Source organism: Shewanella gaetbuli (assembly GCF_023284065.1).
Lineage (GTDB): Bacteria > Pseudomonadota > Gammaproteobacteria > Enterobacterales > Shewanellaceae > Shewanella > Shewanella gaetbuli.
The window spans coordinates 184,439-198,720 of the sequence record NZ_JAKIKP010000005.1 but is presented as its reverse complement, the minus strand read 5'-3'; the positions used below and the strand labels follow the sequence as shown (position 1 = coordinate 198,720).

The following is a 14,282-nucleotide window of genomic DNA, read 5'->3' as shown; positions in this document are numbered from 1 at the left end:
AACAGCCAATAAAAAAGCGCTTATCAATCACTGATAAAGCGCTTTTAAACGGTGCCCCTAATTAACGGGTAACGATTATTTCTTCAATTTAGCAAAAGCATCGGCAAAAGCGTTACCCATTGCAGCATTTGCAGGGGCTTTATTTTGCACAGGCTTATTGCCTTTATAATTGGATTTAGAGGATTTGTTGCCAGCGAAAGGCTTTCCATTACCCGCAGCAGACTTCTGATTAGCCGGATTAATTTCTTCGTCTAAACGCATGCTTAATGCAATACGACGACGCTCAATATCCACTTCCATCACTTTAACTTTTACCACATCGCCTGCTTTAACAATGGTATGTGGGTCGCTAACAAACTTATCGGTTAATGATGAGATATGCACCAAACCATCTTGATGAACACCAACATCAACAAAGGCACCAAAGTTAGTGACGTTGGTAACAACCCCTTCTAACACCATGGCTAATTTTAGATCTTTAAGCTCTTCTACACCGTCTTGAAACTTAGCGGTTTTGAATTCGCCACGAGGATCTCGGCCGGGTTTATCTAGCTCAGCTAAAATATCTGTCACCGTTGGCAAACCAAAGCTCTCGGTTATAAAGTCTTGCGGATTAATACGGCTAAGCACCTCAGAATCACCAATCAACTTATTGATATCTAGCTGAGTTTTACGGGCAATGGTTTCCACTAATTCATAGGCTTCAGGGTGAACCGCTGAGCTGTCTAAAGGATTATCACCCTGGCGAATACGTAAGAAACCTGCCGCTTGCTCATAAGCTTTCGGCCCAAGGCGCGACACTTTAAGCAATTGTTTGCGGTTAGTAAATTGCCCATTCTCATCGCGATAATCAACAATGTTTTTAGCCAATGTTTTGTTTAATCCTGCCACTTGTGACAACAACGGAGTTGAGGCCATATTTAAATCAACCCCCACGCTGTTTACACAATCTTCAACAACCGCCTCTAATGACTGTGATAATTGGCTTTGGCTAACATCATGTTGATATTGCCCCACCCCAATGGCTTTAGGCTCAATTTTTACTAATTCAGCAAGCGGGTCTTGTAATCGCCTCGCAATAGATACCGCGCCACGAATTGAAACATCAAGATCAGGAAACTCATTGGCGGCAAATTCAGAGGCTGAATACACTGATGCCCCAGCTTCACTGACCATCACTTTAGTTAAATTAGGGCGAGACTCTTTAACAAGGCTAATTAACTCAGCGGCTAATTTATCGGTTTCACGCGAGCCTGTACCATTGCCTACCGCAATGATATCAACCTTATGCATTCCGACTAAATTAGACAATGTTTTTAAAGACTTATCCCATAAATTTTGTGGTGCGTGAGGGAATATGGTGGTATGGGCCACTAATTTGCCCGTGTTATCAACAATGGCGACTTTTACTCCAGTGCGAATGCCCGGGTCGAGTCCCATCGTTGTTTTTGCGCCTGCTGGAGCGGCCATTAACAAGTCACCCAAATTACGGGCGAACACTTTAATAGCCTCTTCTTCAGCACTTTCACGCATCTTGGCAATAAATTCGGTTTCCATCTGCAGGGCAATTTTAATTCGCCAAGTAGACTTAACGACCAGCTTTAACCATTGATCAACACTGGAATCCGTTAAAGTTAAATTAAAGTGCTCGGCAATAATCACTTCACAATAGCTAGTCTCTGCCGCTTCAGGGTTTGGGTCGGCATTAAGGTTTAAACTTAATACGCCTTCATTGCGGCCGCGAAGCATTGCTAATGCACGGTGTGACGGAACTTTAGTTATATTTTCATTATGCTCAAAGTAATCGCGATACTTGGCGCCTTCTTTTTCTTTACCCTTTACAAGACGGCTTTCTAAAATGGCTTGAGACGATAAATGCCTTCTGATCTTTAGCAATAACTCAGCATCTTCAGCAAAACGCTCCATTAAAATAAACCGCGCACCATCTAATACCGCTTTAGTGTCTGCAAAACCAGCGGCTGCATTAATGAAAGCATTAGCCTCTGCTTCAATATCTGCACTTCTGTTATTTAGCAGATGATCAACTAGCGGCTCAATGCCTGCTTCAATTGCAATTTGCCCTTTGGTTCTTCTTTTAGGCTTATATGGCAGATATAAATCTTCAAGACGGGTTTTGCTGTCAGCTTCGTTTATTGCATGGGTTAATGCAGGGGTTAATTTACCTTGGGCTTCAATGCTAGACAAAATCACTTGCCTTCTATCATGCATTTCAGTCAAGTAAGTCAGTCTGGAGTGAAGGTTACGTAATTGAGTGTCATCTAACCCGCCGGTGGCTTCTTTACGATACCGCGCAATAAATGGCACTGTCGCACCATCATTTAGTAAAGCAATTACAGCGTCGACCTGTTGTTCGCGCACCTGAAGTTCGTTAGCAATAACCTGAGAAATTGAAAGCATAAAAATGAATATCTAAGCTAATTAAAATTGCTTTAAAGATACCACAATCATTAGTTAAAGCTTAAGGAAGATGATCAATTAGTGACATAGTTAGGAAACTAAGCAGTTTGTTAATAACATCAGCCAACTTATATTAAATAAAAAAAACCACACTTGTTATAGTAGTGTTATCTAATTCAGTATTAATCAATATGATTTAGGTCAAAAACGGTTGAAAACTGCACTATAGATAACCAAATATCACCACAAACATCACAATTAACATACATACCAGCATCATCAACAAAACACACCACAAAACTGGAATGTTAACTATCGCACAAATTTTGCAATCAAATTCGCCAACAAATCACTACCCACTATTAGGTATAGTAACAAGTGTGAAACACCACTCAATATCCATAAGACGCAAAACATCATGAAGATAAATGCAACCCATTGTTTTTAAATAAAAAATAAAAAACACTCATAAAGACAAATTGAGAATCATTCTCGAAATTTTTGTGCGTAATCTCACTAAAAAGTTCAAAACCTGATTAACCTTATAAAATTAAAGGTTATGACTTATATCAGTTTTTTTTGCCTTTAAAGTAACCCCATCGTACTACCAGCAATTTTTCAGAATCGTTTTTAATTGCGACACACTCAAAGGCCACTCACTATGAAATCGATATTTCGCACCTTAGCCATAGGTGTTATTTCAATATTAAGCCTCACCACCATGGCGCATGCTACGCCATGGGATAACCTCAACAGCGACCAACTTGAAGCTCAGTTGGTAGAAAAGTTTGAACAAGGCCAATACTCACCTAAAGGCGCTGACAGCTGCCTTATGTGTCACCGCAAAAACGACGATGTCATGGCTCTGTTTGATGGCGCACACGGCAAAATCACCAACAGCGAGTCTCCTATGGCTGGCCTACAGTGTGAAGCCTGCCACGGCCCACAAGGTACTCACAACAAAGGCGGCAAAGAACCCATGATTGCCTTTGGTAAAGACAGCAAACTAAGCCCACAAACACAAAACACCGTCTGCCAAGGTTGTCATAACGACCCTGAGCAAATGGCATGGCATACCAGCACCCATAACCTTGAAGAAGTAGCCTGTGCTGACTGCCATACTATTCATGCAGCCAAAGACCCTGCTCTAGACAAACTGTCTGTTAACGACACCTGCACTTCATGTCACACCAAAGAAAAAGCCGACATGAACAAGCGCTCTTCTCACCCAATGAAGTGGGACCAAATGACCTGTATTGACTGTCATGCACCACACGGTTCAATGAGCGAAAGCGCACTGGTTAAGCCTACCGTTAACGACACCTGTTACAGCTGTCACGCTGAAAAACGTGGCCCATTCCTATGGGAGCATGCCCCTGTCACTGAAGATTGCAGTAGCTGTCATAACCCACACGGCAGTGTTAACGACAACCTACTCGATAGCCGCGCACCACAACTGTGTCAGCAATGTCATGCCCCTGACGGTCACGCCTCTCGTGTAGTACCAGAGCCAGGTATGGATGCATTCGGTGGCGGTAAAAGCTGTTTGAACTGTCACGGCCAAATTCACGGGTCTAACCACCCATCTGGCAGCCTGCTACAACGCTAATGGAGAGCAACACAATGTCATTTAAACGTAATATGATCACCTTAGCGATGGCTGTCGCCGCAACACCAGCTATGGCGGCCAACTTTGGTGTCAATCAAGCCAATACTGAGTCTGTTAATACAGAACGCTATGAATGTAAACGCTGCACCAACACCACAGGCTATACAGGTGAAGTCTCTGTTAGTGCAGGCTATAACGATGTCAGCGATGTGCATGCGGGCAATGCCTTAGGCACAGGCAAAGATGGCGGCATTGGTGCGGTCAGTGGTGATGTGAAATACCAAGGTGACTCAGGTTATCAAGCACAAATTCAAGCCCACCAACTGGGAATGGATAATGGCTTTGCCCGCTTATCAGGCGGCAAAGCAGGCTTATACCAATTTAACCTCGACTACGACGCCATTAAAACCTATCAAGCCGGTGATGTTGAAAGCCCACTGTGGCACAACAACGGCATGCTCACACCATCAGATACCCTTAACGTATTTGATTTAGGCCTGCGCCGTGAAAAAGTCGGTTTAGGGTTTGACTATGGCCAAGACTTTTATGGCGCCTTTGTTAACTACAGCCAAGAAGCTAAAACCGGCACCAAATCAAGCAGCTTAGTGTCACCCAGCCCCATTAACTTTGGGCAGCCTATTGATGCCACCACCAAACAGTTTGATGCCGGCATTCACTTTTCAGGCCAAAACTGGCTTACCGAGCTAAGTTACTTTGGCAGCGTGTATGAGAACCACATCGACCACTTAAGCTTGCCTTATGCTAACGATGTGTACTCGGCAACGCCTGATAACCAAGCTCATCAAGTGTCATTGTCAGGTCAGTACAATATCAATCGCACCTTCATGAACGGTCGCATTGTCACCGGACGCATGATTCAAGATGACAACCTGATTCAAATGACCGGCAACCCATTACAAAGCTGGGACGGCCAAGTGGACACCTTAGATGCACGTTACGCCCTGACCTCTATGCTAACCAACCGGTTACGTCTGGGGGGTAGTGTCGACTACAGCAAACGAGACAATCAAAGCTCAAGTGCTGAGTTTGCTCAATACAACTTCAATAGCTTAACCGGCGCCTTTAGACAAAACGTGCCACAAGACATTGAGCGTAATACTTACAAAGTGAACGCCAGTTATCGCATCGCCAGTGGTTATCGCCTACAAGCAGGTTATGACCGTAAAGAAGTTGAACGCACTTATAGCGACCGTGAACAAACCCACGACGACAGCCTATGGATGAAGTTTAATGTCCGTGCATTCGACAACTTTAACTTCAACATCAAAGCACAGCATGCCAACCGCTCTGGCTCTGAGTATGAGGCCAACGACCTGACCTCATCAGAAGACAACAGCTTAATGCGCAAGTACTACTTAGCCGACCGTACCCGTAACGCTGTTGAGCTGCGAATGAACCACACGCCAACAAACTGGTTAAGCCTCGATGTCACTACCCGTTACGCCAAAGACGAGTATGACGACACCCAAATCGGCCTCACTGAATCAGAAGATTATGGCTACGACATTAACCTGAACATGGCTTTCAATCAGCATATTGATGGCTACGTATTTGCCGGCCAGCAATGGATTAACTCTAACCAAGTGGGTAGCCAAGGCTTTGCACGCCCTGACTGGGCAGCCGACATTGAAGATGAATTTGTCAACTTAGGCCTAGGCGCAAGCTACAGCGGCTTAATGCAAGACAAGCTGACATTAGGCGTTGACTACCTATTCAGCAACTCGGTAAGTGACACCTATGTCATTACTGATGGCACCAGCCCTTATGGCGACTACTTTAGCTATAACCACAGTGCCAGCCTGTATGCCGACTACGCCATGAACGAACAAATGGCACTCAAAATTACTTACCGCTATGAACGCTATTTCGACACCGATGCAGCCAACGTAGGGGTTAATGACATTCCGGGGATGATTACCCTGGGTGATATCAACCATAACTATAACGCACACCAAGTGATGTTGTCGTTTACCTACAAGTTGCGTTAAACGCATCGTTTAGTTACTGAGGATAAATGAATGGAACGTAGAAGTTTTTTAAAAGCCAGTGCCGCACTAAGTTGTGCCGCTACCATTACCGGCTGTAAAACCAGCTCTGATGAGCCAAATAAAGTCCCTGAAGTACCGCCAGTGGAAGAAACCCATACATGGTCAGCATGTTTAGTAAACTGTGGCTCTAACTGCCCTGTTAAAGTATTTAGCAGTGACGGGGTGATCACCCGCGTTGAAGCTGATAACGAAACCACTGACGAATACGGTGATAACCACCAAATACGCGCTTGTGCTCGTGGTCGCTCGTTAAGACAACGTACTTATGCACCTGATCGTTTAAAAACCCCAATGAGACGTGTTGGTAAGCGTGGTGAAGGTAAGTTTGTCCCCATTTCTTGGGATGAAGCGGCATCAACTATTGCAAGTGAATTACAACGTATTGCCAACGAATATGGCAATAAGTCAATTCTAAAACTTTACGGTACAGGCGCTTACTACGGCTTCTCAAGCTCTAACTGTTTTAACCGTGTATTAAACCTCAATGGCGGTTTCTTAAATATTTATGGTAACTACTCTTGGGCACAGCAAAATGAAGCTGCTGCGGCAACAGGTTTTGGCAGTACTTCTGGCTCAAACTTATTAGCATTACAAGACAGTGATTTATTTATTGGCTTAGGTTATAACCCAAGTGAAATGCGCCAGTCGGGTTCAGGTGAAGGATATGATTATCTGCAAGCCATTAAAAATAACCCAGAACTTGAAGTGATCATGATTGACCCTCGCTACACTGACTCAATGACAGGTAAAGAAGATACTTGGTATCCAATTCGCCCTGGCACTGACGCAGCATTAGCAGAAGGTATTGCCTATGAAATGATCAGCTCAGGTTGGGTAGATACTCACTCTAAATCATTCTTAGACAAATACTGTGTGGGTTACGACCGTCAGTCATTAGCTAACCTAAAAGCAGAGTTTGAACAATCTGGTGATGAACAAAAACTGGCTTATGTGCCTTACATCAACCCAGATGAAAACTATCAAGACTATATTCTTGGCCAAGGTAAGTTTGTTAATGAAGGTGCTAGAACACCTGAATGGGCAGCAAAAATTTGTGGTGTTTCAGAAAGCAACATCAAAAATCTTGCCAGCAAAATCATGAATGCGCGCGCACCATTTATCATTACAGGTGCAGGTGTTAACCGTCATGCAAACGGTGAGCAAGCTATGCGTTCATGTTACATGTTGTCATTCTTAACAGGTAAAGTGGGCCAGCCAGGTGTAAGTAACGGCGCGCTACCAAGCCAAGGCAGCTTAAGTAACAGTGGTATGTCTGGTTTAAGCAACCCAGTTAAAGAGTCTATCTCATTCTTTACTTTCCCAGATGCTATTGAGCGTGGTCACGAAATGACGGCACGTAAAGATGGTATTCGCGGCACTGAAGATTTAGACACACCACTAGGTGCAGACTTAAAAGCCATTTTTGCCATTAACTCAAATGCGTTAGTTAACCAACACTCTGACTCAAACGGCATATCAAAAATACTTGAAGACGACACTAAGTGTGAGCTAATTGTTTCTTGTGACTGCTGGATGACACCATCGGCTAAATTTGCTGACATTTTACTACCAGACACCTCATGGTTAGAGTCAAATGACCTAGTCAACGACAGCTACGCTTCAGGCATTATGGGCTACTTAGTCGCCATGAAAGCGGCCATTGACCCATTATGGGAATGTAAATCAATGTACGACATGTGTGCATTAATTGCAGACAAAATGGGTAAAGGCGGAGAATACACCGAAGGTAAAGATGAAGCTGGTTGGTTAGCAGAATTATACGAAAAAACCCGTACTAATGCTAACAACGCCAATGCACAACCACCATTACCTGCAACCTATGAAGAAGCACAAGAGCAAGGTGTATTCCGTGCATTCAATGGCACACCAGTAGTGGCATTAGACAGCTACATTAATGGTGGCAACCCAGTTAATACCCCATCAGGTAAAATTGAGCTGTTCTCATTAAAAATGGCGCAAAAAGGTGCTGAATGGGAATTTGATGACACCATTAAAGGTGACTACATTTCTGGCTTACCTATGTATCAAGCAACATGGGAAGGCTATGACGATGAAGATACTTCTGAAGACTACCCTTACCAATTAGTGGGATACCACACCAAAGGCCGTACTCACTCTAGCTATCATAACGTACCTTGGTTACGTGAAGCTGTTGAAGATGCGGTATGGATGAACCCAATGGATGCGGGCAAAGAAGGCTTAACTCAAGGCACTAAAGTTCAAGTATGGAGCAAACGTGGCACCATTGAATTACCTGTGCGTGTAACACCTCGTGTTGCGCCAGGCGTATTAGCCTTAGGACAAGGTGCATGGTATCAACCAGACCCGACTGGACGTATGGGGCCATCTGGTCACGTAGTTGATATTGGTGGCTGTATTAATACCTTAACCCGTTACCAACCTAGCCCGTTCGCAAAAGGTAACCCACAACATACAAACCGTGTGCAAATCGCTAAAGCTTGATGGAGTAAACAACAATGACTGAACAAACCCAATATGGTTTTTATTTAGACACCACCAAGTGCACTGGTTGTAAAGCGTGTCATGTTTCATGTAAAGACAGACAAGGCGAAGTGATTCGCAAAGGTAACGACTCGGTAGAGCAAGGCGTACCTCAAATTGAAGGTGTAAACTGGCGTCGTGTGTATGAATACGGTGGCGGAACCTGGTCTACCAATGGTGATGGCAGCTTTGAGCAAAGCGTGTTTACCTACTACGCTTCAATTGGCTGTAACCATTGTAATGAGCCAGTATGTGTTAAAGCCTGTCCAACAGGTGCAATGCACAAACGTCGTGAAGATGGCCTTGTTCATGTGGCAACTGATCTATGTATTGGTTGTAGCAGCTGTGCTAAAGCCTGTCCTTATGACGCGCCACAATTAGATACTCAACGTAAGGTAATGACCAAATGTGACGGCTGTTTCGACCGTTTAGCTGAAGGCAAACTGCCTATTTGTGTTGGTTCGTGCCCACTTCGTGCACTCGACTTTGACACAATGGATAACCTTAGAGAGAAGTACGGCAATGGTGATGGTCATATTGCGCCACTACCGTCAGAAAGCATTACTTCTCCAAACTTGATCATCAAAGCGAATAAGCATGGTGGTCGTCAAGGTGAAATCTTAAATTACGCAGAAGTATAATTGTTAAAGGCGCCTTTACTGAGGCGCCCTTTTTCTCATAGGAACATTCCATGACCCATTTAAATACAGCAATTGACCTGAGTGAATTACAAGCAGCAGCGAGAATATTGCACCATAGCTTGGTTAATTACCCAACGGCTGACACCCTTGCTCTGTTTATTGAAAACGACCTTGCTCAAAACTGGCCGGCATTTACCGACTCAGCAGCAAACCAACAAGGAAAACAGTATTTAACCCAGTTCATCGCTCAATGGGACACGGAACAGCTTACTAATCTTAAACTCGACTATGGTCAGTTATTTTTTGGACCAGGCGAACCTAAAGCTATGCCTTGGGGCTCAGTTTATTTAGGCGAGCAAGGTATTTTAAATGATGAATCGACCATTACCTTGATGCAGTTTTATAAAAGCATCGGAGTGAGTTTTGACTTAAAATACAACCAGCCAGTTGACCACATTGCACTATTTTATGCGGTAATTGATCAGCTATTGGCACAAATAATTGACGCTCAACAAACCAATGCACCAGAAGGTAGTGTGGCAAAAGAAGCATTAATTATTTTATTACAGCAACACATGTTGCCATGGTCAGGCCGCTGCCTTGAGCTGGCTGCAGAACATGCTGAAACAGATTTTTATAGAGGCTTAGTGTTGTTAGCAAAAGACTTTGAAACCGTACTCGCTAGCACCTTAAATGTTATCCCAATGCCGATGCGATTATTTAAATAACAGGAGAGGCAAATGACTGTTATTCGCTCTGTAAATGAGCAGTGGCACAAAGCCGAGTATGCCAATCAGCTTAATATTTTTTTATCACAGCAAACCGAGCTTAATTCACTTTTTGTTGGAGCAACCAGCTCAGCAACGGTATGCAATTTAATTTCAGCCATGATTGAGTTGCCTGAAAAGCCACAAGATAACGATTATAAAATCAATATCGAACAAGCATTTGACGCTCTATTTCAATGCTTTATCTTGTTGTTTGTTAAAGAAGCTGAACACAAAGATCTTTCTCAAGCAGAGCAATTGGTGTTGTCATTATCGGTGAATTTAGCCAATGAAATACAGCAACACAGTTCTGAGCACGCTAATGCACTAGTGAATAAAGCCCACAAAACCCTTACGGCTATGGAACAACTTGAAAAACAAAGAAAACAGCAACGTAAAGCCAGTAAAAATATGGGTAGGCAGTGACATTACCCCACAAAGTTTAGCGAGTGCTAATAAAAAATCGCCAACAAAATGGCACTTTCAAAAAAATGTCTATACTTAATATTGTACAACGGAGTTTGGCAATATTAAGGATAGCCTGTTGAGTGAGCAAATTAACATTTTCCCATGGAACACGAATTTTTGCTGTGGTATTGATGACATCGATTTCCAGCACCAGAATTTGGTTATTATTCTAAATAAGCTTACCAATCAGGCGATTCTAAACTGCGATAAAAATGAACTCATCACCGTTATAAACGAGCTTATTGCCTACACAAAATATCACTTTGAAACCGAAGAAAAGCTTTGGCAAGCCTTTTTACCTAATCACACTAATGCCGACAGCCACCAAAAAGAACATCAACGCTTCACCAGCAAACTGGCTCAATTAAAAGCCGAATTTGAAACAACGCCAACAGATGAACTACTCAAAAGCCTGATTACTTTTCTTACCAACTGGTTGGCTGCACATATTTTAGAAAATGACTTTGACCTTGCAATTCAGGTTCAAGCGCTACAAAAAGGCGCCACACTAGAACAAGCAAAGGCACAGGCAAAACAACACTTTCAAGGTGCCTCAAGACAGCTCATTAATGTCACGCTGTCACTGTATGCCGCTTTTGCTGAAAACACCCTTTATTTAATTGAGCAAAGCCGTAAAAACAATGCAATAACCCGCGCATTAGAAAAAAGTGAACATCGACTTGAAGAAGCATTAACCTTTTCAGAGGTCGGCTATTGGGATTTAGACATTGAAACAGGCGAGGCCATTTGCGACCCACAAATGTATCAATTGTATGGGCTTAACCAGCACGATGAAACCAACCTCAGTACATTGTTGTCATTAATGCACCTTCAATTTCACGAAGCATTCCACCAATCATTACAAAACTGCATTAAAACCGGAAAAGAGCATCGTGTTCAATACACCATTACGCGCCCAAGTGATGGCCAAGTACGTTGGATACACTGTCGCGGCAAACGAATCATTAATCCGCTAGATAACAGTATCTCGCTCTCTGGTTTCTCCCAAGATATTACCCTTTACAAACAAACCGAGCTTAAGCTCATTGAACAACAGCAACAGTTACAATTTATTACTGATAACTCTCCCTTTTACATTGCCAGTTGCGATAAAAATGGACGTTATATATATGCCAGCCAACCCTATGCAAAGCTTTTTGATTTAACGCCAGAAGCGATTATAGGCCGCAAGGTGCAAGAAATTGTCGGTAAAGCCGTTTACCGTGAATTAAAACCCCATATCATCAAAGTTCTGAGTGGCGAAACGGTTAGTTATGATATTAATTTGTTTGGTCAAAGTTTACTGGTTCAATATGTGCCTTCATTTGATGAGCGTAAAAATGTGACAGGTTACATTACCGGCATTACCAACATTACTGAACGCAAGCAAGTGGAGCAAAAACTATTACTTGCAGCTAAAGTGTTTGACTCTCAAGAAGGTATTTTAATCACAGATGCCAAAGAGAATATTTTGCAAGTTAATACATCGTTTACCGACATCACCGGCTATGATGCTGAAGAGTTAATCGGCAAGCATCCTTCAATATTATGCCCAGAAAACTATGACGAACAGTTTTATCGTGAAGTGTGGCCAAATATTGCAGACCAAGATGCTTGGGAAGGCGAAGTTTGGCAAAAACATAAAGATGGCCATTGTTTTCCAGCCTATTTATATTTAGATGCGGTAAAAAATGAGCATCAAATTACCAACTATATCATCACCATTAATGACATAACCCTGCGTAAAAAGTCAGAGCAAAAAATCCAACAACTTGCCTTTTATGATCAACTCACCAATTTACCTAATCGGCGGTTATTGCTGGACAGATTAAGGCGAGTCATCGCCTTGAGTAACCACCAGTATCTTAATAATGCTTTGCTGTTTTTAGACATTGATCATTTTAAAATGCTAAACGATACCCACGGGCATGATATGGGCGATTTACTACTTACTTCAATGGCTGAGCGACTAGAAAGTTGCGTGAGAAAAGAAGATACCCTTGCTCGCATTGGTGGTGATGAATTTGTTATTATTTTAGAAGGACTCAGTGCCGACAAACAAGCCGCTACAGATGAGGTAAACCGCATTTGTGGCCAAATATTACTTAAGCTACAAACACCTTTTCATTTAAACGCCATTGAATTCAAATGTACGACCAGTATTGGCGTTACCTTGTTTGGCGAGCAAACCGTAACCACATCAGAATTAATGAAACGTGCCGATATTGCCATGTATCAAGCAAAACAGGCTGGCCGCAATACGGTGCGCTTTTTTAATCCACAAATGCAAGCTGAAATAAGCCAGAGGATGAAGCTAGAGTCAGAATTACATCAAGCAGTTAAAGAGCAGCAGTTTGAGCTTTTCTATCAAGTGCAAATAAATCATCAAATGCAGCCCACAGGAGCAGAAGCATTATTACGTTGGCGGCACCCAACAAAAGGGATAATTACCCCTATTGAGTTTATTCCCCAAATGGAAGAGTCGGGACTTATTGTTGAGTTAGGCTACTGGATATTAAATAGTGCTTGCGAACAACTGGACCAATGGCAAAAAAATAGCCACACCAAAAATTTAACACTATCGATCAATGTGAGTTCAAAGCAATTTAAACAAGCTCAATTTGTTGAACAGTGCCGCGAGATCATTCATCGATATCATATTGCCCCTCAAAAGCTCAAAATGGAGCTTACTGAATCACTATTGTTAGATGACATCAACGGTACTATTAAACAAATGCACAGTCTAAATGCACTCGGCATACTATTTTCACTGGATGATTTTGGTACAGGATACTCGTCACTGCAATATTTGAAAAAACTGCCTTTATATCAATTAAAGATAGATCGTTCTTTTGTGGACGAACTGACCACCAATAATAGCGATCAGTCTATTGTAAAAATGATTATCGCTATGGCCAATAGCTTGGGGGTTAATGTGATTGCAGAAGGTGTAGAAACCTTAGAGCAGCAACACGCACTCATTCAAATGGGTTGCGAGCATTATCAGGGTTATCGATATAGCAAGCCCTTGCCTATTGATATATTTGAGCAGTATATCCAACAAGCTTCAATTAACGCCTACAGTGCTTAATCAAGCCTTTTTATGGTAAAAAATATCATTGATATACCACACCTTTTCACCTTCAGGGGTACCCACAACCGCCTCATCATCCACTTGTTTTTTCAATAAAGCTCGCGCCATAGGAGAATCGATAGAAATGTAATCTTTACGGCCAAAAATTTCATCGTAGCCCACTATTCTAAAGGTCAATTGTTGGCCATCTTCATTTTCTATTTCTACCCAGGCACCAAAAAATACCTTGCCCTCTTGCTCAGGCGAATAATCGACAACTTTTACATTTTCAATCGACTTGCGTAAATAACGTACTCTGCGATCAATTTCACGCAAACGCCGTTTATTATATTGATAATCAGCATTTTCACTTCTATCACCCAAACTTGCCGCCCAAGCGACTTTTTTAGTAATTTCAGGACGTTCTGTACGCCATAAAAAATCAAGTTCTTGTTTAAGTTTTTCAAACCCTTCGCGGGTAACAATTGCCGTTTTCATACTGAATATTGAATGCATTATTGGTCAAAAGATAATGGCCACAATATACCACGGTTTACAGCGCTAACCTGACTAAAACAACCCCAAAAAACATGATTTATCACTCACCTGCAGGCTAACCTATCCGCCAATATAAAATGAAAAAGTGTTGCAAATCATTTATCAACGCGAATTGTTACAATTTACATCATCCCAGATACAAAGCTGAAAACCTTG

At 42.4% G+C, this 14,282-nt stretch carries 9 protein-coding genes; 7 read left to right on the top strand and 2 right to left on the bottom strand.

The window, feature by feature from the left end:
* Nucleotides 1-75 precede the first annotated feature (75 nt).
* Nucleotides 76-2,418, bottom strand: a complete 2,343-nt coding sequence (locus L2672_RS09100) for a Tex family protein (protein ID WP_248995527.1) — start codon at nt 2,416-2,418, stop codon at nt 76-78.
* A 721-nt stretch (nt 2,419-3,139) separates the two neighbouring features.
* Here L2672_RS09100 and L2672_RS09095 point away from each other — a divergent pair.
* The 7 genes from L2672_RS09095 (at nt 3,140) to L2672_RS09065 (ending at nt 13,586) form a co-directional block, all read left to right on the top strand.
* Nucleotides 3,140-4,027 (top strand): DmsE family decaheme c-type cytochrome, encoded by an 888-nt coding sequence (locus tag L2672_RS09095; RefSeq protein WP_248995598.1) that lies wholly within the window; start codon nt 3,140-3,142, stop codon nt 4,025-4,027.
* 14 nt (nt 4,028-4,041) lie between these two features.
* The gene (locus L2672_RS09090; protein ID WP_248995526.1) at nt 4,042-6,036 is read left to right on the top strand and encodes an MtrB/PioB family decaheme-associated outer membrane protein; all 1,995 of its coding nucleotides are present in this window, start codon (nt 4,042-4,044) and stop codon (nt 6,034-6,036) included.
* Nucleotides 6,037-6,066: 30 nt separating this feature from the next.
* A complete protein-coding gene (locus L2672_RS09085; RefSeq protein WP_248995525.1) occupies nt 6,067-8,580 on the top strand; it encodes a DMSO/selenate family reductase complex A subunit in 2,514 nt (837 codons plus the stop codon).
* A 14-nt stretch (nt 8,581-8,594) separates the two neighbouring features.
* Complete coding sequence (locus L2672_RS09080) at nt 8,595-9,260, top strand: DMSO/selenate family reductase complex B subunit (protein WP_248995524.1); 666 nt, start codon at nt 8,595-8,597, stop codon at nt 9,258-9,260.
* A gap of 50 nt (nt 9,261-9,310) precedes the next feature.
* Entirely contained in the window at nt 9,311-9,988 is a 678-nt protein-coding gene (locus L2672_RS09075; RefSeq protein ID WP_248995523.1) for a TorD/DmsD family molecular chaperone, read from the top strand.
* Between the two features lie 12 nt (nt 9,989-10,000).
* Nucleotides 10,001-10,453, top strand: coding sequence for a hypothetical protein (locus tag L2672_RS09070; protein ID WP_248995522.1), 453 nt, complete (start codon nt 10,001-10,003; stop codon nt 10,451-10,453).
* A gap of 118 nt (nt 10,454-10,571) precedes the next feature.
* On the top strand, nt 10,572-13,586 hold the full coding sequence (locus L2672_RS09065) for a bacteriohemerythrin (protein WP_248995521.1): 3,015 nt from the start codon (nt 10,572-10,574) through the stop codon (nt 13,584-13,586).
* Here the strand turns inward: L2672_RS09065 and greB are convergent, their stop codons facing one another.
* The gene (gene greB / locus L2672_RS09060) at nt 13,587-14,066 is read right to left on the bottom strand and encodes a transcription elongation factor GreB (RefSeq protein WP_248995597.1); all 480 of its coding nucleotides are present in this window, start codon (nt 14,064-14,066) and stop codon (nt 13,587-13,589) included.
* Nucleotides 14,067-14,282 lie beyond the last annotated feature (216 nt).